The organism is Paenarthrobacter sp. NPDC092416, from assembly GCF_044755025.1.
Lineage (GTDB): Bacteria > Actinomycetota > Actinomycetes > Actinomycetales > Micrococcaceae > Arthrobacter.
On the sequence record NZ_JBIVQG010000003.1, the window covers coordinates 142,770 to 165,475 of the forward strand.

General features: G+C 63.9%; 21 protein-coding genes. 8 read left to right on the forward strand and 13 right to left on the reverse strand.

The genetic code is table 11. From position 1 onward, the window contains the following. Positions 1–3 precede the first annotated feature (3 nt). From ACIQC5_RS08410 to ACIQC5_RS08420, 3 genes are read left to right on the forward strand one after another with little or no spacing between them, the layout of a single operon-like run. Positions 4–1,089, forward strand: coding sequence for an iron chelate uptake ABC transporter family permease subunit (locus tag ACIQC5_RS08410; protein WP_400280892.1), 1,086 nt, complete (start codon positions 4–6; stop codon positions 1,087–1,089). Further along, entirely contained in the window at positions 1,086–2,180 is a 1,095-nt protein-coding gene (gene fepG, locus ACIQC5_RS08415) for an iron-enterobactin ABC transporter permease (RefSeq protein ID WP_400280418.1), read from the forward strand. The genes ACIQC5_RS08410 and fepG overlap by 4 nt, the downstream gene beginning before the upstream one ends. After that, positions 2,177–2,992: an ABC transporter ATP-binding protein gene (locus tag ACIQC5_RS08420; protein ID WP_400280419.1), complete on the forward strand. Its 816-nt coding sequence runs from the start codon at positions 2,177–2,179 to the stop codon at positions 2,990–2,992. Before fepG ends, ACIQC5_RS08420 begins: the two co-directional genes overlap by 4 nt. 124 nt (positions 2,993–3,116) lie before the next feature. On the opposite strand, the gene ACIQC5_RS08425 is transcribed toward ACIQC5_RS08420, so the two are convergent. The 4 genes from ACIQC5_RS08425 to ACIQC5_RS08440 all read right to left on the reverse strand — a co-directional run bounded on the left by ACIQC5_RS08425 (position 3,117) and on the right by ACIQC5_RS08440 (position 6,816). Next, entirely contained in the window at positions 3,117–3,539 is a 423-nt protein-coding gene (locus ACIQC5_RS08425) for a DUF3151 domain-containing protein (protein WP_400280421.1), read from the reverse strand. Next, a complete protein-coding gene (gene fbaA, locus ACIQC5_RS08430; protein WP_400280423.1) occupies positions 3,539–4,558 on the reverse strand; it encodes a class II fructose-bisphosphate aldolase in 1,020 nt (339 codons plus the stop codon). The genes ACIQC5_RS08425 and fbaA overlap by 1 nt, the downstream gene beginning before the upstream one ends. A gap of 313 nt (positions 4,559–4,871) precedes the next feature. Further along, positions 4,872–5,582, reverse strand: coding sequence for a TrmH family RNA methyltransferase (locus tag ACIQC5_RS08435; protein ID WP_400280425.1), 711 nt, complete (start codon positions 5,580–5,582; stop codon positions 4,872–4,874). A gap of 46 nt (positions 5,583–5,628) precedes the next feature. Further along, the gene (locus ACIQC5_RS08440) at positions 5,629–6,816 is read right to left on the reverse strand and encodes a hypothetical protein (protein WP_400280427.1); all 1,188 of its coding nucleotides are present in this window, start codon (positions 6,814–6,816) and stop codon (positions 5,629–5,631) included. Between the two features lie 254 nt (positions 6,817–7,070). Here ACIQC5_RS08440 and ACIQC5_RS08445 point away from each other — a divergent pair, with 254 nt between their 5' ends. Further along, complete coding sequence (locus ACIQC5_RS08445) at positions 7,071–7,949, forward strand: HAD-IIA family hydrolase (protein ID WP_400280429.1); 879 nt, start codon at positions 7,071–7,073, stop codon at positions 7,947–7,949. A gap of 19 nt (positions 7,950–7,968) precedes the next feature. Beyond that, on the forward strand, positions 7,969–8,832 hold the full coding sequence (locus ACIQC5_RS08450; protein ID WP_400280431.1) for a tyrosine-protein phosphatase: 864 nt from the start codon (positions 7,969–7,971) through the stop codon (positions 8,830–8,832). A gap of 219 nt (positions 8,833–9,051) precedes the next feature. Here ACIQC5_RS08450 and ACIQC5_RS08455 read toward each other — a convergent pair whose 3' ends face one another. Together ACIQC5_RS08455 and pyrE are read right to left on the reverse strand one after the other, a co-directional pair. After that, a complete protein-coding gene (locus ACIQC5_RS08455; protein WP_400280433.1) occupies positions 9,052–10,176 on the reverse strand; it encodes a thioesterase domain-containing protein in 1,125 nt (374 codons plus the stop codon). A gap of 107 nt (positions 10,177–10,283) precedes the next feature. Beyond that, on the reverse strand, positions 10,284–10,856 hold the full coding sequence (gene pyrE / locus ACIQC5_RS08460) for an orotate phosphoribosyltransferase (RefSeq protein WP_400280435.1): 573 nt from the start codon (positions 10,854–10,856) through the stop codon (positions 10,284–10,286). 227 nt (positions 10,857–11,083) lie between these two features. On the opposite strand from pyrE, the gene ACIQC5_RS08465 reads away from it, so the two are divergent. The 3 genes from ACIQC5_RS08465 (at position 11,084) to ACIQC5_RS08475 (ending at position 13,434) form a co-directional block, all read left to right on the forward strand. Beyond that, positions 11,084–11,800 (forward strand): FadR/GntR family transcriptional regulator, encoded by a 717-nt coding sequence (locus ACIQC5_RS08465; protein ID WP_400280895.1) that lies wholly within the window; start codon positions 11,084–11,086, stop codon positions 11,798–11,800. A 119-nt stretch (positions 11,801–11,919) separates the two neighbouring features. Then, a complete protein-coding gene (locus ACIQC5_RS08470) occupies positions 11,920–12,390 on the forward strand; it encodes a hypothetical protein (protein WP_400280437.1) in 471 nt (156 codons plus the stop codon). A gap of 156 nt (positions 12,391–12,546) precedes the next feature. Continuing rightward, the gene (locus tag ACIQC5_RS08475) at positions 12,547–13,434 is read left to right on the forward strand and encodes an SGNH/GDSL hydrolase family protein (RefSeq protein ID WP_400280439.1); all 888 of its coding nucleotides are present in this window, start codon (positions 12,547–12,549) and stop codon (positions 13,432–13,434) included. Positions 13,435–13,470: 36 nt separating this feature from the next. Here the strand turns inward: ACIQC5_RS08475 and ACIQC5_RS08480 are convergent, their stop codons facing one another. From ACIQC5_RS08480 to ACIQC5_RS08510, 7 genes are read right to left on the reverse strand one after another with little or no spacing between them, the layout of a single operon-like run. Beyond that, complete coding sequence (locus tag ACIQC5_RS08480) at positions 13,471–15,744, reverse strand: gluconokinase, GntK/IdnK-type (protein ID WP_400280441.1); 2,274 nt, start codon at positions 15,742–15,744, stop codon at positions 13,471–13,473. Then, on the reverse strand, positions 15,734–16,963 hold the full coding sequence (gene manD / locus ACIQC5_RS08485) for a D-mannonate dehydratase ManD (RefSeq protein ID WP_400280443.1): 1,230 nt from the start codon (positions 16,961–16,963) through the stop codon (positions 15,734–15,736). The genes ACIQC5_RS08480 and manD overlap by 11 nt, the downstream gene beginning before the upstream one ends. Before the next feature lie 43 nt (positions 16,964–17,006). Further along, a complete protein-coding gene (locus tag ACIQC5_RS08490; protein ID WP_400280445.1) occupies positions 17,007–18,356 on the reverse strand; it encodes a mannitol dehydrogenase family protein in 1,350 nt (449 codons plus the stop codon). Further along, positions 18,353–19,747 carry a glucuronate isomerase gene (uxaC, locus tag ACIQC5_RS08495; protein ID WP_400280447.1) on the reverse strand — a complete coding sequence of 465 codons (1,395 nt, stop codon included), beginning with the start codon at positions 19,745–19,747 and terminating at the stop codon, positions 18,353–18,355. The genes ACIQC5_RS08490 and uxaC overlap by 4 nt, the downstream gene beginning before the upstream one ends. Before the next feature lie 2 nt (positions 19,748–19,749). Beyond that, the gene (locus ACIQC5_RS08500) at positions 19,750–20,670 is read right to left on the reverse strand and encodes a sugar phosphate isomerase/epimerase family protein (protein ID WP_400280449.1); all 921 of its coding nucleotides are present in this window, start codon (positions 20,668–20,670) and stop codon (positions 19,750–19,752) included. Then, on the reverse strand, positions 20,667–21,860 hold the full coding sequence (locus tag ACIQC5_RS08505; RefSeq protein ID WP_400280451.1) for a Gfo/Idh/MocA family protein: 1,194 nt from the start codon (positions 21,858–21,860) through the stop codon (positions 20,667–20,669). Before ACIQC5_RS08505 ends, ACIQC5_RS08500 begins: the two co-directional genes overlap by 4 nt. Continuing rightward, positions 21,857–22,705, reverse strand: a complete 849-nt coding sequence (locus tag ACIQC5_RS08510; protein WP_400280453.1) for a sugar phosphate isomerase/epimerase family protein — start codon at positions 22,703–22,705, stop codon at positions 21,857–21,859. Before ACIQC5_RS08510 ends, ACIQC5_RS08505 begins: the two co-directional genes overlap by 4 nt. Between the last annotated feature and the right edge of the window lies 1 nt (position 22,706).

Consider the following 22,706-nt stretch of genomic DNA (forward strand, 5'->3'; position numbering starts at 1 on the left):
CAAGTGACGGCTCCCGCCCCCAAGCCACCAGATGGTGAGTCACCAACCGCCGCACCGCAGGCCAACACCGCGGCCTCGAGTTCCGGCGTCGTGCGTAAAAACCGCTGGCGGGCGATCGTCCTCGCGGCGGCAGCGGCAGTGTTGCTGCTCGCTGTCCTCTTGAGCCTGGGTGTGGGCGCCAAGTTCATTCCGGCCTCCAGCATCCTGGCGGCCTTGACCAATCCGCAGGACACGGCAGACCATGCGATCGTGCTCCAAAGCCGGTTGCCGCGCACCCTGATGGGCATTGCAGTGGGGATTGCCCTTGGCGCGGCTGGTGCGCTCATCCAAGCCATCACCCGGAATCCGCTGGCCGATCCCGGCATCCTGGGCGTCAATGCCGGCGCATCCTTCGCAATTGTCATTGCGATCGGAGTCTTCGGGGTCGGTTCCCTGAGCGGCTACATCTGGTTTGCGTTCTTGGGTGCCATCCTCACGACGGCGGCCGTCTACCTGATCGGGACGTCGGGCCGGAACGTGGTGAACCCCATCCGGCTGACGTTGGCCGGGGTTGCCCTGGGCGCGGTGCTCACGGGAATCGGCTCAGGCCTGACCCTGCTGAACCCGAAAGCCTTCGACCACTTGCGTTCATGGAGTATCGGTTCGCTGGATACGCGCAGCATGGAAGCGGTCACTACGGTGGCTCCGTTCATGGCTGTGGGGCTGCTCATCGCCCTGTTCTGCATTCGCGGGCTCAATGCCGTGGCTCTTGGCGACGACCTCGCCACGTCGCTGGGAGCCAACGTGAACCGCACACGGATCCTGGGCGTGGTGGCCATCACTCTGCTGAGTGGCGCAGCAACTGCCGGAGCTGGCGCGATTGGTTTTGTGGGGCTCATGATTCCGCACGTGGCCCGCTGGATCGTCGGCCCGGACCAGCGCTGGATCATGGCAACCACGGTTCTGTTGTCCCCGATACTGCTGCTCGTGTCCGACGTCGTTGGCCGAATCGCGGCTCCGGGTGAGCTGCAGGTGGGCGTCGTGACGGCGTTCATTGGCGCTCCGGTGTTGATCGCGCTCGCGCGGCGGCGGAAAGTGAGCGGGCTATGAGCCGCGTCTCGCAGCGGGCCGACGGGCCGCGCGTCGACGGCCTGCGCGTCGATTTCGGCCGCCCTACCGTTCTGGTGCGCAACCACAGCCGGTCCCTGAGCGTCCGGTTCGACCTCCGCAGCATCTTCGTCTGCATCCCGCTCATTGTTGCCGCGCTGACCGTGGCCGTGGTTTCCCTCGCGACAGGCGATTTCGACGTTTCCATACAACAGGTCCTGCAAGCCTTCACCGGCGATGCTCCCGGACTCGCCCAAACCATCGTGATGGAGTGGCGGCTCCCCCGCGTCCTTTCGTCGCTGGTGTTTGGCGCGGCGCTGGGCGTGAGCGGCGGCATCTTCCAATCCATGACCCGCAACCCCTTGGGCAGCCCGGACATTATCGGCTTCAACACAGGCGCCTACACGGGAGCGTTGATCGTGATGCTGACCATCGGCGGCAGCTACCTGGCGATTGCTGGCGGCGCCTTGGTGGGCGGCGTCCTCACCGCCATGGCCGTGTACCTGCTGGCCTACCGCCGCGGCTCGCAGGGCTTCCGGCTCATCATTGTTGGCATCGGCATCAGCGCGATGCTGGCCGCATTCAATCACTGGCTGATCCTGCAGGCAGAACTCGAAGCCGCCCTGGCGGCGGCTGTCTGGGGAGCCGGGTCCCTCAACGGCATCACCTGGGAGCAAGCGGCGCCTGCCGCCGTCGTGGTTATTGTTGTCAGCGTTGCGACGCTGCGAGTCTCGCGTCGGATGCAGCTGCTGGAAATGGGCGACGACGCCGCACGCGCCCTGGGCGTCCGGGCGGAACCAACCCGTTTGCTGCTGTTGGTACTGGGCGTCGCGCTGACTGCGGCCGTGACCGCCGTCGCCGGTCCCATCGCATTTGTTGCCCTCGCGGCACCCCAACTCGCTCGCCGGCTGACGCGAAGCGCCGGTATCACGCTGGTCCCGGCCGCGCTGATGGGAGCCTTCCTTCTGGCGGCAAGCGACCTCGCCGCGCAGCGTTTGTTCGCTCCGATCCAGCTGCCCGTGGGCGTTGTGACGGTTTGCATCGGCGGCATCTACCTCGTTTGGCTGCTGGCCAGGGAAGCAAGGAAATCATGAGTATCACCACTGCTGCGCCGCGGCTGCACACCGAAGCGCTGACCATCGGATACGAGCAGCGCATCATCTCAGAGAACCTCAATGTGCGGATCCCGGAGGGTCAGTTCACGGTGATCGTCGGGCCGAACGCCTGCGGAAAATCCACGCTGCTGCGGGCCTTGGCGAGGCTCATCAAACCCCGCAGCGGGCACGTGCTGCTGGACGGAAAGTCGGTGACGTCCCTGCCCGCGAAGGAGCTCGCGCGGCGCCTTGGTTTGCTGCCGCAGTCATCCATCGCGCCGGACGGGATCACTGTGGCGGACCTCGTAGCCCGTGGCCGGTACCCGCACCAGAAACTCCTGCGGCAGTGGTCCGAGGCGGACGAGGCTGCGGTTGTGGAAGCGATGGAGGCTACCGGCGTCGAGTCCCTGTCCGGGCGGCTGGTGGACGAACTGTCCGGTGGCCAGCGGCAGCGCGTGTGGGTGGCCATGGTCCTCGCCCAGCAGACGCCGCTGCTGCTCCTCGACGAGCCCACAACGTTCTTGGATATTGCGCACCAGATCGAGCTGCTGGAGCTATGCCGCGAGCTCAACCTGGACAAGGGCCACACCCTGGTTGCGGTGCTCCACGACCTCAACCACGCCAGCCGATATGCGGACCACATCATCGCCATGAAGGATGGCGTGGTGGTTGCCGAAGGCGCGCCCGTCTCCGTGATCACCGAGTCCTTGGTGGAGGAAGTGTTCGGCATGGCCTGCCGGATCATCGACGATCCCGTGACGCACACGCCGCTGGTGGTTCCGTTGGGCCGCCCGCGCTCCCTTCCCAACTGAGTCGCATTTGTGCGCGTTTTGAGCGCTCAAAACGCGCTTAAGTGCGACTTACTTGGGCGGGTTAACGACGACGGCGACCCTCGCCTTTTTGGTGAGGGTCGCCGTCGTCGTTTGCTGTGATGCCTTAGCGGGCTTCGATCGCTGCCTTGGCCTGCGGGTCCGAGTCGCTCAGGAACTTCTCGATCCGCTCCGGCTCTTCAGCCTCGCCGATCGCCGATGCTGCCCGGCCCAATGCGTAGAGCGCACGCAGGAAGCCCTGGTTGGGCTCGTGCTCCCAGGGGATGGGACCGACGCCGCGCCAACCGTTGCGGCGAAGGGAATCCAAGCCGCGGTGATAGCCAACACGGGCGTAGGCGTAGGACTCGATGGTCCGACCCTCAGCCCAGGCTTCCTCGGCGAGGATCGCCCACAGGAGTGACGACGTGGGGTTTTTCTCCACGAGGTCCAGCGCTTCCTTGCCGAGAGCCAGGTGCTGGTAGATCTCGGTTTCGGCGGGCAGGAGCGTGGGCTCCGGCCCCATCAGGTTCTTCCGGAATTCGTCGGACATTAGAAGGTCTTGCCGACCGATCCGAGCTGCTGTGCGGCCTCGACAATGCGTGCGGCCATGCCGGCTTCGGCCGAAGCGCCCCAAACGCGGGGATCATAGGTCTTCTTGTTGCCCATTTCGCCGTCGATCTTCAGGACGCCGTCGTAGTTGGAGAACATGTGACCGGCCACCGGACGGGTGAACGCGTACTGGGTGTCGGTGTCGATGTTCATCTTGATCACACCGTAGGAAACGGCGTCAGCGATTTCCTGCTCGGTGGAGCCCGAGCCGCCGTGGAACACGAGGTCGAACGGGTTGTCCTTGCCGATCTTCGCGCCAACCTCGGCCTGGATCTGCTTAAGCAGTTCCGGGCGGAGCTTGACGTTGCCCGGCTTGTACACGCCGTGCACGTTCCCGAAGGTCAGGGCGGTCAGGTAACGGCCGTTTTCGCCGGCACCCAGGGCCTCGATCGTGGCCAGGGCATCTTCGGTGGTGGTGTAGAGCTTCTCGTTGATTTCGTTCTCAACGCCGTCTTCTTCGCCACCGACCGTGCCGATTTCGACCTCGAGGATGATCTTCGCAGCCGCGGCACGCTCCAGCAGTTCGCGGCCGATGCGCAGGTTCTCGGAGAGGGTCTCGTGCGAGCCGTCCCACATGTGCGAGTTGAAGATCGGGTCCTTGCCGGCCTTCACCGCTTCCTCGGAAGCAGAAAGCAGCGGAAGGACGAAGTCTGCGAGCTTGTCCTGCGGGCAGTGGTCCGTGTGCAGGGCGATGTTGACGTTGTAGTTCTTGGCAACTTCGCGGGCGAACGCGGCGAAACCGAGGGAACCGGCAACCATGTCCTTGACTGAAGCGCCGGACCAGTAGGCTGCGCCACCGGTGGAAACCTGGATGATGCCGTCGGATTCGGCCTCGGCGAAACCGCGGATCGCAGCGTTCAGAGTCTGCGACGACGTCACGTTGACCGCGGGGAAAGCGAATCCGCCAGCCTTCGCACGGTCGATCATCTCGGAGTAAATCTCTGGGGTTGCAATGGGCATGGTGACTCCTATGCTGAATTCGTCTGTGGGTTGGTAACCCTGGAGTAGACCGCTTACGGCTAGCTCCCATCCTAGCGATATCCGCCGGGACGCCGTGTTTCGGGTCACTGGGGCTCTTAACACTTCCGCCCAGTTGGCATTTAACACCCGCGCTGCTGGAAAACATGGGGTTAGCTGCCACCTCGACGGGAGACCAAACTAGTTGTACAACCAGCAGTTGCTGACGGGGCTCCTGTTTGAAGCCAAGGGATTCATGCCGCTAAACCCCATGTTTCGTCACAACATGGGGCTTAAGTGCCAGCTCGACGAGGCGCTAAGAGACAGGCTGCTGGAACACGTGCCGACGGACCCACGCGTGCATGGCGATCGCCGCAGCCGAGGCCGCATTCATGGAACGCGTGGACCCGAACTGCTCAATGGACAGCGTGGCGACGGCGGCGTCGTGCACCTCCGGCGTGAGGCCCGGGCCTTCCTGGCCAAACACCAGAACGCACTTTTCCGGGAGGTCGTAAGTCTCCAGCGGTACGGAATCAGGGAAGATATCGATGCCGATCACGGCAAGCCCCTCGCCCTCAGCCCACTGGACGAAGTCCTCAACAGTGGGGTGGTGGCGGACGTGCTGGTAGCGGTCGGTGACCATCGCCCCGCGACGATTCCACCGCCGTCGACCGATAATATGCACTTCTTTGGCGAGGAACGCGTTCGCGGTCCGGACCACAGTGCCGATGTTGAGGTCGTGCTGCCAATTCTCAATGGCGATATGGAATTCGTGCCGCTTGGAATCCAGGTCCGCCACGATGGCCTCGTGCTTCCAGTACCGGTACTGGTCCACCACGTTGCGGCGGTCACCATCCCTCAACAGGTCCGGATCCCAATGCTCACCAACCGGCCACTCACCTTCCCAGGGCCCGACGCCGACCTCGGGTTTCGCCTCTGCCTCGCCATCCGCGGGCGTTTCCGTAGGCGCTTCGGCAGGCGGTTCAGCAGGCGTGGGCAGGGCTGTGTTGGGGGGAAGGTCAGTCACCCCTCAACTTTAGCCCTGCCCACTTGCCCGTCCGAGCTGGCCGGGCTCAGCCCAACTTCCACTTGTTGATGCGGTACGAGTTGCCCAACTGCTCCATCAATCCTGGGTGCGCATCCCAGTACGTCTGGTGTCCGCTGACACCCAGCATCTGCGGGGTACCCCAGGGCGTCACCGAGAACAGGTTGACTGCCTCAATGACCTCGCCGCGGGCATTGGTGCAGGTGAAGCCGATAACCACTGCGGCGCCGCGGCGGAATTCCCGAATCTCCGGCATGGTGGTCTTGAAGTCGGACGCGCACTTGTGGCCCACCAAGTTGGCGGGCAGTTCCGTGGCTGTCATGCCCTTGAACCTGGTCTCGATATCCTCGATGGCAGCCTTGACCTTCTCCGGGTCCTTGCCGAACTTGCCTTCCTCCGACTCCGCGAAGAAGGCGTAGGCAAGCGCGATCCCGTCGCCGTCGGTCTCAGCAGTGCCTTGGGCCTTCTTCTGGATCTCTTCGCCCGTGGTGGGGTCCTTCGTGATGCCGAACGACTCGTCGTGGGTCCACTCAGCCAGATACTGGAAAGACGATTCGCCCGTGACCCACTTGCTGAACAGCGGATCGCCGTCGGCCGGGACGTTGGTTGGTCCCGCGAAGTCCTCCCAGGCCGCGGGCAGCGGAATGGCACCGGAGGGGATCTCGGAGGAGGCCGATGCGTCGCTGGACGGCTCGGCCTCGGCGGAGGGATCGGCGGACGGTTCGGCTGCAGCATCCGAGGCCGCGTCCGTGGCGCTTGCCTGTTCGCTGGGCGTACCGATGGCTTGCGGCTTGCCCAGCGACGGGATGAGCCACGTAAATGCCACCACCAGCGCAATAATCACGACGACGGCGACACCACCCAGGATGAAGAACAGCGCCTTCCGGTTGTGGTCGCCCGGGTTGTGGCCGGGTCCGGCTGGCTGCTGGCCGGGCGGCGGGAATCCAGGCTGGCCGGGGACATGCTGCGCCGGGAACGCCTGAGTCGGGGTCGACTGCGTGGGGAATGCTCCAGTCTGCGCAAGCGGGACGTGGCCGCCTTCCTGCTGGGCCGGTTGCTGCTGCGCCTCCGGCTGATACATCGGTTGCGACTGACCCGGCTGGTACTGACGGTATTGATCTTGGCTTGGGGCGTAGCGCGGCTGGGGCACACCGTCGGGGTTGTACGCGCCCTCGGGATTTTGTGGAGGCTGCGGCACTCCATTGTTGTTGTTCATGACAGGCCCTTTCAGATGCAGTGGGGCACCGGTGAATCTACAAAGACAACCGATGGACATTCCGTAACAGGGGACCTGAAGCGCAAGACGCATGAAGAATCCACCATGATGATCCCCCGACCCACGGTGGTGGCACGCCCTGCGCCGCCCCCAGAGTAGTGCAGCCCAACATGCCAAATGCAAGTCATACGGGTTGTCCACATAGCCCGGGGTTTCCACATAGCAAACACCCGGGATGTTTAGCCCGCTGAAAAATGAAAGACTGGGAGGCAGTGCATGACCAACCCCAGCCGGAGGCAAAATTGGCAGAAGAATCCACGCCCCACACGTCCGCATCGGTTTACCGGAACGGGCACGAAATCGAATGCTGGCTCACTGACATGGACGGTGTCCTGGTTCACGAAAACCAGGCAATCCCCGGCGCCGCGGAACTCATCCAGCGCTGGGTAGACACGTCCAAGCGCTTCCTGGTGCTGACCAACAACTCCATTTTCACCCCGCGCGACCTCGCAGCACGTCTGCGCGCATCGGGCCTGGAAGTTCCGGAAGAAAACATCTGGACGTCCGCCCTGGCTACGGCGCAGTTCCTCAAGGACCAGGTTCAGTCCTCCGATTCCGGCAACCGCGCCTACACGATCGGCGAAGCAGGCCTCACCACTGCGCTGCACGAAGCCGGGTTCATCCTCACGGATACCGACCCCGACTTCGTGGTCCTCGGCGAAACCCGCACTTACTCCTTCGAAGCGATCACCATGGCCGTCCGGCACATCCTGGCCGGTGCCCGCTTCATCGCCACCAACCCTGACGCCACGGGCCCTTCCAAGGACGGCCCCCTCCCGGCGACGGGTGCAATAGCGGCAATGATCACCAAGGCCACGGGCCGCGAACCCTACATTGTGGGCAAGCCGAACCCCATGATGTTCCGCTCCGCCATGAACCAGATCGATGCCCACTCCGAAACCACGGCTATGATCGGCGACCGCATGGACACCGACATCGTGGCAGGCATGGAGGCCGGCCTCCACACCGTCCTGGTACTCAGCGGCATCACGCAGCGCGAGGAAATCGTGTCCTTCCCGTTCCGACCCAACCAGATCCTGAACTCCGTGGCCGACCTCAAGAGCCAGATCTAAGCAAACTAAGGACTCCATCATGGCTGTGCTCAACCTGCGTACCTTGGCCGGTGGCCGGTTACTCAGGGGCAGTCAGCCGTTCGGCTTGGATGCCGCTGCAACGTCGGATTTCCTGGCGAGGCACGGCATCCAGGCCATCATGGATCTGCGCAGCGAACTCGAACGCTCCATGGTGCCCTGGTTGGTTCCCAACGGCGCAGGGGTTCCGGGCGGCACAGAGGTTCCGGATGGCACAGAAGTTCCGAACGGCGCAGGCGTTCCGGGCGGCACAGAAGTTCCGAACGGCGCAGGCGTTCCGGGCGGCACAGAAGTTCCGAACGGCGCTAGCGTTCCGGCCTCGTTGGCGCCCAACGCCGGTGGCGAGCCTGCCGCCGTCGTCCGGCCCGCCGTCGAACTCATCCACAATCCCCTGGACCCGAATGCCGTGGCGGGTTCGCTCCGCGCGATCGAAACGCCCCAGGACTTGGGCAACCTGTACTTGACCTGGATACGGGCTCGACCCGAATGGGTGGCCGACGCACTCCGACCAGCTGCGCAGGGTCGTCGAACACTGGTCCATTGTTCATTGGGCAAGGACCGCACGGGCGTGGTCTCGGCTTTGGCGTTGCTGGCTGCCGGCGCCTCGGAGGACGACGTCGTGAAGGACTACACAGCCACCACCGTCAACCTGCCGGACATGCTCCAGGTCATGGCTGAGACGTGGCGGCTGCACGTCCCGTCCACGCCTGCGCAGTACTTCAGCCCAGAGCTCATGGTCTTGCAGAGCCCGGAGGCAGCTATTCGGCATTTCCTTGCCAGCTTCGCCCGAGAGTTCGGCGATGCCCGGGACTTCCTGCGCGAGGCGGGCCTGACCTCGGTGGAGGTCTCCGCCCTGCGCGACTGAGGCGCTGCCTGGCTGAGACCCTGCCTGGCTGAACCCCTGAAACCTGGACCCCTTAACCGGCTGAAACCCGATCCCGCGGGTTCCTGACCCTCTTTGAACCCACACGGGCCCAAAATCAACCGAATCCAGGCACCTTCCAACCCGCTCCGCGGCAAACAAGGTCAGGAAGCAACCCAAGCAGCACCCAAACCACCCAACCAGCACCCAAGTCAGCAAAACCTATGCCGGCCGAATAATCTGTCCATTTGGCTCGCGGTATGAAGGTTCCTCGGGGGTCGGCGGCAAGGGTTCGAGCTCATTCTGCACGCGCTCCAGAAGCGGCCGGTAAACATCGGAGGCCCACTGGGGGCTCGCATGCGCCGGCCGGGCCCCCTCCGTACTCAGGTTCGATATTTTCATGTTGGCCGCGAAGACCCTGTTCCAGCCTTCCCGGGCGGTCAAATAGTTCACCGTGCCGTCCTTCGGGTTGCCCATGAACGCCATCTTCGCGCCGCCAAGTTTGCCCGCGAAGCGTAATCCGTCGAAATGGTAGATGTACGCCGACTCAGTTTGGATCAGCACGCTGGACGGCGCAATCGGCGAGAGCTGCTCAAGGCTCTGGTCGAGGATCTGCCGCCAGGTGCGCTCGTCCTTGTGAACTACCCGCTCCCCCAGTTCGTAGCCGCCACGCAGCACGGAGGGGATTCGGAATCCGTTCTCATAGAGGAACACCACGCCGTCGAACCAGCTTTGGTCCAGGACATCGGACCGGCTGAACGGGCTGGAGTCGAGGACGATCAACTGTGTCTCCACGCCGTGGAGTTCCAGCAAGCGCGCCGCTACCTGGGTGGCGAGCATGCCGCCGAAGCTGTGACCGTAGAAATACAGTTCTTCGAGCTCCAACGCCCGGACGTGGAGGATGAGTTCGCGGACGATCTCATCGACGTCGAGGCCCAGGTTGGAATATCCGATGGCGGCCAACCGGCCACGCTGGTGGAGCGCCGGCCGCAGGGAATTGAGAATCCACTGGGCTTCTTCCCAACTGGTTTTGTACCCGGGGAACAGGATCCAGCTGGCCTTCGGGAAGTACAGGTCCGAGAACGAATCGGGAACGGTCAGGATTTTGGTGGCGCGGCGTTCGGCTTGGACGTGCCGGGTGAAGAGCATGTCGCCGGCCAGCGCGGCCGATGCCCCGGCGCCGATCAGGAAGTTGCGACGCGAAATCCTCTTGAGGCGGGCAGCGTAAGGCAGGATCCGGGCCCATGAGCCCGGATCCTCCACCTCCTCCGGTTCCGGAGGGGCCGGCAACGGGAGGTTCTTCTGAACCTCCGGCGGTGCCGTGAGCTTCCCTACTTGAACGTCCACGCAGCAAGCATAGGCTTCGTTGCGGCCGCCTTACAGTCCTTCAGTTTGTGTACAGGTCCGGCCCTTAAGATGCGGCTTTAAGGGCGTTTCCTGTCCACAAATTCGGTCTAGTCGAGGCCGAGCTCGTCTTTGCCGAAAGCGAAGAGGTAGGGCACGCCGGTTTCGGCTTCGATCTTCTCTTTGGCACCGGTGTTGCGGTCTACGATCACGGCGACGGCTACTACGTTGCCGCCCGCCTTACGGACACCCTCGACGGCTGTCAGTGCGGACCCGCCGGTGGTGGACGTGTCCTCGAGGACAACCACGTTGCGGCCCTCAACCGAGGGGCCCTCAACCTGGCGGCCCATGCCGTAGGACTTCTGCGCCTTGCGGACCACGAAAGCGTCAACGGCGCGGCCGGCGTCGGCAGCAGCGTGCATCACAGCGGTACCGACGGGGTCGGCACCCATGGTGAGGCCGCCAGCGCACTCAACTGCAATGCCGGCGTCGTCGATCATTGCCAACATGACCTGACCCACCAGCTTTGAGGCCTCGTGGTGCAAGGTGATGCGGCGGAGGTCGATGTAGTAGTCGGCCTCGGCGCCGCTGGACAGGATCACTTTGCCGCGGACAACCGCCAGCTCTTTGATGAGTTCGAGAAGGCGGGCGCGGGCAGCGGCAGTGTCAGGCGTGGAAGTCATGGCTCCTATTCTACGTAAGGCACCAGCGCCGACGTCCTCTGCCCCACCCCGCGCTGCGAGGCCCACTCTGCGCCCCAAAACCACCCCCAAACACGCAAACCAGGCCCCATAACCAACCCACCCCGCGCTGCGAGCCCCTGGGGCGCTGGCTGCTTTGCGTCGCCCGGCATCATCATCGGGCGTAACAACTTGCCCCACTCTGTGACCCGTGCCATATTCGTTCCATGATCAGCCTGTTGGACAGCTGGACTGCTGGACAAGAAAAAGTCGTTCGAGTCGGTGCCGCCGAGGCGGTGCTTGCCACGCTGCGCACTGCCATTGAAGACGGCAGCCTTCCAGTTGGTTCGCGCCTCGATTCGGAAGCCACTTTGGCGCAGCAATTCGGCGTCAGCAGGACAATGGTTCGCGAGGCCCTCAAGTCCTCCAACGCCCTGGGCCTGACCGTAACCCGGACAGGCAAAGGCACGTTTGTTATTGCGGACAAGGTTGGCCAGGACCTGAAGCTGGGCAAGTATTCTGCGCGCGAACTCCTGCAGGCGCGGCCTCACATCGAGGTCCCGGCCGCCAGCTTGGCCGCTGAACACCGGAGCCCGCAGGATGTGGAATCACTCAGGGAAATCCTCCGCGCCATGGACGAAGAAGAGGACCTTGAACAGTGGGTCATTCTGAATTCCGAGTTTCATGCGATCATCGCCCGGAGCAGCGGCAACGGCGTGTTCGCATCGATGCTTTCGGATATCGATGAAGCGATGGCCAACCAGTCCAACACGCTGAACCACGTGGTGGACCGCAGGAAGGAATCCGGCCTCGAACACGCAGCCATTTTCGAAGCCATCGAAAAAGGCTCGGCTGACGACGCGGGGCTCGCCATGTTGCGGCACCTTCATGGCGTCGAAGGATCACTCGGCGCAGTCGTTCCGATCCCGGAACACCCCCAAGGCTAGCCACCTTCAGCATTCGGGACGGGTTCAATGACGAATCCGAACCGTCTTTCATTGCCGCCCCCAAAGGGCGCCCAACACTAGGAAACGATGACCAACAAGTCGATCGCTTGGACACAACCATGACTACGACTTCCATCAACACAACCGCCCGGGCCGGCGCCAAATCGGCACGGAACCGAACCCAGCTCACCAAGACCCAAATCATCGCCTATCTTGCCGACCACGGCGCAAGCAAGGTCGCGGACATCACCGATGCTGTCCCGGCCTGCAAGGACACCGTCAAAGCCCGACTTGCCGAACTTGAAGAGGACGGGTCCATCCGGGCCAATGTTCCCGCCGGCGAACGCGGTAGAACCACCCCTTTCTACTCCCTCACAACCGCTGGGATTCCGGCCGACGAACCCAAAACGGTCATCACTGCCCATATCAAGCACGCCACGGACGGCCGATTGACCTTGGGTTTCGACAACTATCCGGAACTAACGGCCACAGCACGCAGCTTCATCGATATTCCAGCGGTGTCCCGCCAGGTTGCCGCACGCCATACCGGCCATCCCGAGGACAGCTTCACGGTTCATATCCGCTTCTGACATCACGACGGCGGCACGCGCCTTTGGCGGGCGCTGCACCCTGGGTGCGTGCCGGCGTCGTTCCCGAACCGTAGGGGGCGTTGCCGGCGTCGCTGGCCGGTGAGCGCTGCCGACACGCCCATGGCGCTTCCGATCGGGTGCGCGCAGTATGGGGAGATGAACGCCTCCAGTGCCGACAATCCAGCACAGGCCGGCTCCGTTGATTTCCGGGCAAGCCTGCACCCGTGGAACCGTTATGTGGCCTTGGGCGACTCATTCACTGAAGGTGTGGGCGATCCGGAGCCGCGCAGTCCCGGCGGCCTGCGCGGCTGGGCGGACCGGGTCGCCGAAGAACTGAGTGTGGGCCACGGAGATTTCGCCTACGCGAACCTTGCAGTGCGCGGACGGCTGCTCCACGAGATCCTGGAAGAACAGGTGGGCCCCGCGCTGGCCCTGAAACCCGACCTGATCACTGTCAACGCCGGCGGCAATGACCTGATCTTCCATAGAAGCGATCCCGATGACCTTGCACTCCAGCTGGATGCCGGAATACAAGCGTTGGCAACTACGGGCGCAACGATCCTGTTGTTCGCCGGCCCGGACTGGGGAGCCACTCCCGTCTTGGGCAGAGCCCGGGGAAAGGTGGCCATCTTCAACGAGAACCTGCGCATCATTGCGTCACGGCACGATGTGGTCATCGCAGACCTGTGGGCACTACGCCAGCTCACCAACCCGCTGATGTGGGATCCGGACAGGCTTCACTTCTCCCCACTTGGCCAGCACACTATCGCCATCATGGTGCTCGATACCCTCAACGTGCCCCACTCGTTGGAGCCGCTGATTCCGAAAGCCCTGCCCGGACGCGGCTGGCGCGAAGCCAGGGCTGACGACATCGTCTGGGCCCGGGAACACTTGTTTCCGTGGGTTCTGAGGCGCCTCACCAAGCGGCCGTACGACGTCGAACTCCACGCGAAGCGACCCGAACCGGGGCCGGTATTCGGCGCTGGCATGCCGCCCGGGGCGTTCGTGGGAATCGATCCTCGTAACCTCACAGATCCGACGTGACTACTGGATCCCGAAAGAACCAGCGAAAGAACCAGCCTAGAGCCGGGTGTCGAACGATTCGCAGAACACGTTCTCGTTGAACGTCCCCTGGAATTCGGACTTGCCCTGGATCTTCTGGATGGTGGCGCGAATGGCCTCGCGCGTACCTGCGTGGGCGTGAATGGCGGTTTTTACCATGGGCACGTCGATCAGGTGGTTCGGCTGGTTCAAGGACACGAAGACCGTGGGCACCTCGGTGACGTACCAAGGGATCTCAGCCGCCATCGGTGAGGACCACTTGATCCGGATGGCCGCTTCCTGGGCGAAACCCTTCACATTGGCGAAAACGAAGGCAGCGTCGTAGCGCTCTGCGTAATCACCAGTGGCTTCCTCTGAAAGGACGCGCATGAAGTTCACGCCGGTCTCCCCCGCAGCTGAGCGCTGATCCGCGGTTTTGAACACGTGGACCTCGAACCCTGCCTCCTCCAGCTCTTCCCGCACAGTGTCCAGGTAGGCCAGAGGATCGGCGCGTGTGAAGTCGGCCCCGCCGGAGATGCCGTAAAGGCGGATGCGTTTGTGCGTCTCCGGCGTGATGGGCAGGTTGTGGGCCGTGTCCTTCACCAGCGTGACGGTCTTGTCAGCAACCTCAGCCGCAATGGCCCGATGCGCATCACTGCCAATAACCGCCAACGCTTCAACGGGAGGCACCAGTTCTTCGCGCACATGCAGGCCCAAGCTCGCTTTCACGCCAAGGATCCGGCGCAGCGCGTCCTGCAGGCGTGACTCCGTAATGATGCCGGCTTTGTAGCCGTCCAGCATGTACTGAAAGTCCTCCTCGGGGTTCCGGAAGAACAAGAACATGTCACAGCCGGCCGCGATGGTAGCAGGCACCAAATCGCGACGCTTCATGGCCTGCGTCAGGCCAACCATCAAGGAAGCATCCGTCAGCACCAGCCCGTTGAAGCCAAGCTCCCCCCGCAGAAGGTCCTGCAGCAGTTCCGGAGCCAGCGTGGCCGGCAGGATGCCGGAATCCGACAGGCCTGGCCGGAAGTGCCTGGACAATTCCGGGGCGCCGATGTGGCCCACCATGATCGACTGCACGCCGTGCCCGATCATTTCCCGGTAGACGTGCCCGTAACTCGCGTTCCAGTCGTCATAGCCCAGCGTGTTGTAGGACGTGACCACGTGCTGATCTCGCTCGTCAATACCGTCGCCTGGGAAGTGCTTCATGGCGCAGATGGTGGGTGATTCGCTGATGCCATCGAAGTACTCTTTGGCCCGCTCCACCACCATCCCGGGAGTGTTGCCAAAGGCACGGGTGGAGATGACCGTGTTCCGCCAGTTGTAGTGGATATCCACGATTGGCGCGAACGCCCAGTTGCAACCCAGCGCAGCAGTTTCGACGCCGGCCACCTGGCCCATTTGGCGGGCGATGGACTTGTCCGGGTGCGAGCCTGCCTGCAGGTGCGTGGAGACGAACGTGCCGTCGTCGCAACTGCCCGCGCCGCCCATCTCCGGGTTGGAGGCAATGAGCAGCGGAATCCTGGTCTTGGACTGCGCGTAACGGATGTGTTCCTGCACTTCCCCCGAAGGTCCCGGCCGGTAACGCATGCCTCCCACGTGGTAGTTCTCCAGCACGCGATCGAGATACTCCGGGGAGTAATCGTTGTTGTGGTTGATGAACAACTGGCCGATCTTTTCTTCCAGCGTCATGGAGCCGATGGTGGACTCGACCCATTCAACGGCGGCGTCGTCCAGGCTGAACGGTGCCGTCCTCAAATCCACCAGGAATCGCGCGGAGTCCTGCAAGCGGAGCAACGACTCAACAGCCTGGTCAGCGATCTGGTTCAGAGGCATCGCGATGTCCATGACGACGCCGGTCTCGTCCGGTTCAAGGGGCTCCAGCGTTGCCAGTTGTGAGTCCAGCAGCGAGGCCGGCATGAAATGGCCCGGGCGGGAGTTCATGCGCACATCCAGCAGCTCCCGGCTGCCATGCAGGTGCACGAACACCACGGAGGGGTCGCCGTCGCGGATCATGTCGCGGTAGGCACGCTTGAGCGCGCTGCACGCGATGACAAGAGCAGTGTCCGACGCCGCGAATCGCCTGCCGATTTCGGTCAGCCACGGTGCCCGGTCGTCGTCGTTCAAAGGAGTCCCGGAGGACATCTTGGCGATGTTGGCCTGCGGGTGGAGTGAGTCGCCGTCGAGAAATTCAGCACCTAGCTGCTCGGCAAGGGCGGCACCCACGGTGCTCTTACCGCAGCCGGCCACGCCCATCACCACGATGTGGTGCCGGGCGCTGCCTGCCAAGGGAACCGGCTTACCAGTCATGAACAGTGCCGTCCACGAGGCGGTTGTACGGCAGGTAGGCCTGCTGGTACGGGAACGCAGCGGCCGCTTCCTCGTTGAACTCGACGCCGATGCCGGGCTCATCCCCGGGGTGCAGGTAGCCGTCCTTGAAGGTCATGGACTGCTGGAAGACCTCGTTGGTCTTGTCCGAGTGCTGCATGTATTCCTGGATGCCGTAGTTGTGGATGGCCAGGCCAACGTGCAGCTGGGCGGCGAAGCCCACCGGGGAGATGTCCGTGGGGCCGTGGAAGCCGGACTTGATCTGGTACTGGGCGGCGAAGTCCATGACCTTCTTCAGCGGTGAGATGCCGCCGAAGTGCGTGGACGCTGCGCGGACGTAGTCGATCAGCTGTTCCTTGATGAGGGTCTGGTAATCCCACACGGTGTTGAAGATTTCACCGATGGCCAGCGGGGTGGTGGTGTGCTGGCGGACCAGACGCAGGCCTTCCTGGTTCTCGGCGGGGGTGCAGTCCTCAAGCCAGAACAGGTCGTACGGTTCCAAGGCTTTGCCGAGTTTGGCGGCCTGGATGGGGGTCATGCGGTGGTGGCCGTCGTGCAGCAGTGGGATTTCGGGGCCGAACTCATTCCGGACGGCTTCGAAGACGGTGGGCAGGTGACGCAGGTAGGCGCGGGTGTCCCAGTCTTCTTCCTGCGGGAAAGCGCCGCGGCCGGCGGGCTCGTAGTCGTACCGCTCGCCAGACGCCTGGGCCTGCGCGGCAACACCGTAGACGGCCTTGATGCCGGGGATCGCTGTCTGAATGCGGATGGACTTGTAGCCGAGTTCCAGGTGTTCACGGACCGAATCGAACAGCGAGGGGATGTCGGCACCGGAGGCGTGGCCGTAAGCCCGCAGCCCGTTCCTGGAGGCACCGCCGAGGAGCTGGTAGACGGGCATGCCGGCCACCTTGCCCTTGATATCCCACAGAGCCATGTCGACGGCGGCGATCGCGGCCATGGTGACAGGGCCCCGGCGCCAGTAGGAGCTGCGATACAGGAACTGCCAGGTGTCCTCGATCCGGTGCGGGTCCTTGCCGATCAGCAGCTGCGCCACATGCTCCTTGAGATAAGCGGCGACGGCGAGTTCCCGGCCGTTCAACGTCGCGTCGCCAATGCCCGTCACACCGTCCTCCGTGGTGATGCGCAGGGTAACGAAGTTCCGGGAGGGGCTGGTCACGAAGACTTCAGCGGCAATGATTTTCATGGTCGTGGGATCCTTCCGATGGTGGCCGGGAGCCAGTGGGGGTCTAAGCGTGGGAAATGGTGGCGGCCAACGAGTCCTGCAGCCGGTGAATCTGGGCGACAAGGGCAGGATCGTTGGCCAGCTCAGGGCTGAGAAGCGCCAACAGTGCCGCGGTGCGAGGTTCGCCGTCGAGAGTCTTTGCTTCCCTGATGTCGGCGGCGAGCGGGTCGTGGAAATCAGCTGTTGAGGACAAGTACGCGGTCCAGGCCGCAATCATCCGGGCGGCGCCGTCCCCGGAGCGTCCCGCAGCGCGTTCGGCGGCCAGGACCGGCAAGGCGCGCATCCGCAGCTTGGTGGTTCCGTCCATGGCGATCTGGGTCAAGTGGTGGGCGATCCGGGAGTTGCCAAAGCGTTCCACCAGGGCATCCCGGTAGGCGGGGATGCCAAGCGCGTCACCGCTAAGGTGCTGCGCCGCTTCATCCCAGAATGCTTCAACGGCGTCCCTGCACACGTCGTCGGAGAGGGCTTCGGCCACCGTTGAATGGCCGCGGATCTGTCCGGCGTAGGCCAAGATGGAGTGCGCGCCGTTCAGCAGCCAAAGCTTCCGGTTCTCGTACGGCTCAAGGTCGTCCACGAACACGGCCCCGGCGTCCTCCCAGCGCGGCCGGCCCGCGGGAAAGTCGCCGCTCAGGATCCAGTTGTGGAAGGGCTCGGTGACCACGGCCGCGTCATCCCTGTAACCACACGCGCTGGCAACCAGGGCGAGGTCGGCCGTGGTGGTCCGCGGCGTGATGCGGTCCACCGAAGTGCTGACGAAGCTGACATTCGCATCGATCCAGGCAGCCAGGCCCGGATCCACGGCCAGGGCAATGGCACCAATAGCGTGCCGCGCCACGGTCCCGTTCTCGGCCAGATTGTCGCAACTCACGACGGCGATCGGCCCGGCGGCCGCCGTCCTGCGGGCGGCGAGGGCGGCGACCAAACGGGCCAACGGCGTCGAGTCTTGAACTGCGACAGACAGGTCCGCCGCGTAGGCTGCCTCGGTGATGGTGAGTGTGATGATGGCCGTTTCCGGTGCGGCCACCAGCTCAGCCAACCGTCCGACGTCGGCACCATCAACGGCCTCAACGATGCTGCCGATGACCTCGAACGAGTCCCCGGCGCCGGACCTTTCCACCACAGTGAACAGGCCGTCCTGTTCTGCCAGCACCGTTGCGGCGTCCGGCCGCCGGCCCGTGAAAGAAGCGATCCCCCACTCGGCGGCGTCCCCTGCGTGCTGGGTATACCAGGCCTGGTGCGAGCGGTGGAAGGCGCCCAGGCCCAGGTGCACGATGCGAACGGGCGGCGTCGCGGTGGGTTTGACCGTGCGGTTGAGCCGCGGAACGTCGGCAGAGGGTTTCGGTTCGCCACTCACAGCTTGAAGACCCTTCGGGGTGAGGAATCCACGACGTCGACAATCAGCTCGTGCGCGCGGTCCTCGCTGATGCGGTGCTCGGCTACCAGCCGGGCGAGGAAGGAGGCTTCAATCCTGCGGGAGGCGTCGTGCCGGGCCGGAATGGAGCAGAACGCCCGGGTGTCGTCGATGAATCCGGAAGTCCGTGAGAAGCCCGCAGTTTCCGTGACAGCAGAGCGGAAGCGGAGCATAGCGTCCGGGGCGTCCAGGAACCACCACGGCGCACCGATATACACGGACGGGTAGAAGCCTGCAAGCGGTGCGAGTTCGCGGGAGAAGACCGTCTCATCAAGCGTGAACAGCACAACATGGAAGTCCTTTGCCGTGCCGAAATCCTGCAACAGCGGGCGGATGGCCTCGGTGTAGTTCACAGCAACGGGAATGTCGTGGCCGGTGTCAGCGCCAAACGCCTCGAACGTGGGCTGGTGGTGGTTCCGGAAGGAGCCCGGGTGGATGGTCATGACCAGTCCGTCCTCCACTGACATCCTGGCCATCTGGTACATCATGTGCGCTTCGAATGCGTCCCTGTCCTGTGCCGTGGCCTTGCCGGCAAGGGCCAACTCGAACAGTGACTCAGCTGCGGCGGCGTCCAGTTTGAGCGTTGCAGGAGTGCGCACGCCATGGTCGGCGGAGACAGCCCCGTGCTCCACGAAGTAGCGTCGGCGATTCTCAAGGGCGGTGAGGTACCCGCGGTAGCCTGTTCCGCCGTCGGACGCTTCTCCAATGAGCCGCTCAACGTTGGCCGCCCACGACGGGTGCGCGATGTTCAGATACGCGTCCGGCCGGAACGTCGGCACGACCCTGCCATGGAAGGACGGATCCGCCGCGAGCGCCTTGTGGCTCGCGAGGTCGTCCAAGGGGTCGTCAGTCGTAGCCAGGACCTCGATGTTGAAGTCCTTGAAGAGCTCACGGGGGCGGAATCCCGGCTCAGCGAGCTTTGCCGAGATCGCGTCGAAGCTGGCGTCGGCAGTCTCCGCGCTCAACTCTCCCTGCAGGCCAAAGACCGTCTCGAACTGCGTCCGCAACCAGTATCCGGAAGCAGTGCCATCGAACAACGGCCACGCCTCGCAAAAGGACCGCCAAATCCCCCGCGCTCCGGCGCCTGCATGGAGTTGTTCCAGCGGAACACCCGAGGCGTGGATGAGCCGCGTGACATAGTGGTCCGGTGTGACCAGGAGCGCTGCCGGATCCGGGAACGGCGTGTTCTGCTCGATGACAGCGGCATCAACGTGTCCGTGCGGCGAAATGATGGGCAAATGCTGGACCCGCTCCAACAAATTCCGTGCAATGGCCTTGGTTCCCGGGTCAGCCGGCAGCAGGCGATCAGGGTGGGTGGCAAGCGATTCGGTCATGGTCAGCCTTTCCAAAGGGAGTCAGCGTTGCTGTGAACGGTCAGTCCGGCCAGGTCCGCGGTGCGGCGGAGGAACTCGAGGTTCCCTGCCGTGCGCTCGGCGAGCGGGAGGTCAGTGGAGAAGTCCTCCACGGTTACCCAACCGTCATAGCCGACCTCGGCCAGTGCCTTGAAGTAGGCCAGGACACTCGCCTGCCCTTCGGCGAGGGGTGCCCACTCGTTGACCCACACAGCGGCTCCAGCCGCGTCGCGCTCATCAGTGCGAACCCAGCGGGCGTTCTTCACGTGGACGTGCGCCAAATATGGGCCCAACAGTTCCAGCGCTGGAAGCGGTGACTCCCAGCCTTCGATCAACAGGTTGCCGAGGTCGTGGATGACGCCGACGTGCTGCGGATCAAGGCCTTCAAGGAGTCGGCGGGCCGATGAAGCCGAGGCAGTGACCGTGCCGTGGTGCAACTCAACGAGTGCCTTGACTCCGTAGTGTGCCGCGCGTTCCGCCACCCATTCGTAGTGTTCGCGCGTCGCGGCAAAAAGCTCCGGGTAGGACAGGCCGCTGGGTTCCTGGCCCCCCATATTCGAGTTCCCCAGCGGAAGGACGTTGACCCGGACCTGACGGGCACCCAAAGCAGCCGTCGCAGCAAGAACCCGCTCGACGCCGTCGTGGTTATCGCAGCGGGCGTAGCCGCCCAAGCCCGAGTACTCAAGTCCGGCCTCGGACGTGAGCCGCGCTATCTCCGGGAGCGAGTCCTCAAGTCCGGTCATGGGCCAGGTGGCCTTGTTTCCTGCCCAGAAGCCCGGCTCCGGGGAGTCGGCCTGGTCCGTGACGCGCCATTCAATGCCGTGCCAGCCCTGGGCCGCCAACTCGGCGGCGGCTTCCTCTGGGGTCCACTCCGGCGTAGAAGCTGAGAATACTGAGAATTTCATGCCGTTACCTCCTCAAGATGGCCGTTGCCGGTGCGCACCTCAACGTCGTTGTATTTGCCGGCCATGACGTCGGCAATCAGCACAGGATGGCCCAGCGTGGCGGAGACATACAGCGCACGAACCGTGGCCAGGGCCGTAACGGCGTCCTGGATGGTGACGCCCGCGGGGCGGCCGTCCCGGATGGCGTCCACAACATCGCGGTACTGGCGGATGTGACCGGCCGGGTACAGCGTAGGATCCAGGTTGGTCTGCGGGGGCAGCTCGGGGAATTTGGCGAGCTCCGCTTCGGCTTGGTTACCGGCACCACGAAGGCCCATTGGTCCGCTTTCCGTCTCTGCATCCGAGCCAGCGGCGTGGAAGTACTCCAGGTTGTCGTTGTCGATCACCGCGGAACCCTTGCTGCCCATCACCTGAAGACGGACCGTCAGGCCCGGGTAGGCAGCCGTCGTGGCGTGGAGGACAGCAAGCGCACCGGATTCGAACGTCACTGTGGCCACGGCAGTGTCCTCGACCTCCAGGTCCGTGTGCGCCAGGAGAGCAGTCTTGGCGCTGATTTCAAGCGGACGTCCAAGGAACCAGAGCAGCAGGTCCACGGTGTGGACGCCCTGGTTCATCACGGCTCCGCCGCCGTCCATGGCCCAAGTTCCGCGCCACGCGCCGGAATCGTAATAGCCCTGGCTGCGGTACCAGCTGACGGATGCGATCGCTGACGTCAGTCGCCCGAAACGGCCTGCGCGTCGGGCTTCGTCCACCACGACGCTCGCGGGATCGAAACGGTGCTGGCTGATAACACTCGCCACGAGTCCCTTGGCTTCAGCAGCTTTGGCGGCGGCCACAATCTCGCCGGCACGGTCCAGGTTCACGTCGAGTGGCTTTTCGATGACCACGTGCTTGCCGGCGTCGAGAACTTCCAAGGCCTGCTGGATGTGCAGTCCGCTGGGGGTGGCGATGATGACGAGGTCGACGTCGGCACTTGCGAACGCTTCGCCCAGACTACGGAAGGTGGCTGGGCGGGCGAAGCCGCCGTCCTCGATCTCTTGGGCCAAAGCGTCGGCAGCTTCAGCGATTTCATCGACGAGTGCGGTCACGCGCAGGTCCGGCAGCTCGCCGACTGCCGAGGCGTGTGTTCGGCCAATGGTGCCGCATCCGGCGATGGCGACATTAATGACTGCCGGGTTTTCTGTGCTCACTTGGTTTCCACTCCTGCTTCGTTCACGACTTTTGCAAAGGCCCGCGCAGCCATCCCGAACGCTGTCGGCCCGGAGAAGCCGCCCAATCCGTGTGCTCCGGCCAAGTGCGGTTCCAGGCTCGCGAAACCCACAAAGCCATCGGATTTCAGTGCTTCGACGGTCCGCAGCAGATCGCCGTCGCCTTCCCCGGCAGGAACTACGACGCCGTCGGCGAACCGCGCGTCCTTGACCTGCAGGTACTCGAGGTGCGGACGGAGCTTGGCGTAGCCTTCATCGAACGGTTTGACGCCCACCTGCACAAAGTTGGCCGGATCCCAGGCCACCTTCAGGGCCGGCGATGCCACGGATTCGATGATGTCCAGAACACGGTCCGGGGTATCTCCGAAGATGTCTTTTTCGTTCTCGTGCAGCAGGACCACACCGGTTTCCTCAGCAACAGCGGCCAGCGCCCGCATCCGTTCAATGACGTCGTCGCGGATGCTGTCCACGGCCACACCGTCGCCGTAGTAGAACGAGAAGATCCGGATATAGCGGGCACCCAGAACCCGGGCTGCGTTCGCGGCGCGGCGCAGGCGCTCAACTTCGTGCTCCACCGGCAGCGTGACGTCCACTTTGCCGATGGGCGAGGCGATGGCTGAAACACCCATGCCCGCGGCGTCCAGCAGCTTCTTCAGGTCGGCCAGCTGCCCGCTGTCCAAGTCCACGATGTTGGTTCCCCACGCGCTGCGGACCTCAATGTGGTTCGCGCCCAAGGCCTGGAGCACCGCTATCTGCAGCACGGGGTCATCGTCGATTTCGTCCCCGAAGCCCGAAAGCGTCCACTCGACTGTTGCTGAACCGGTCATT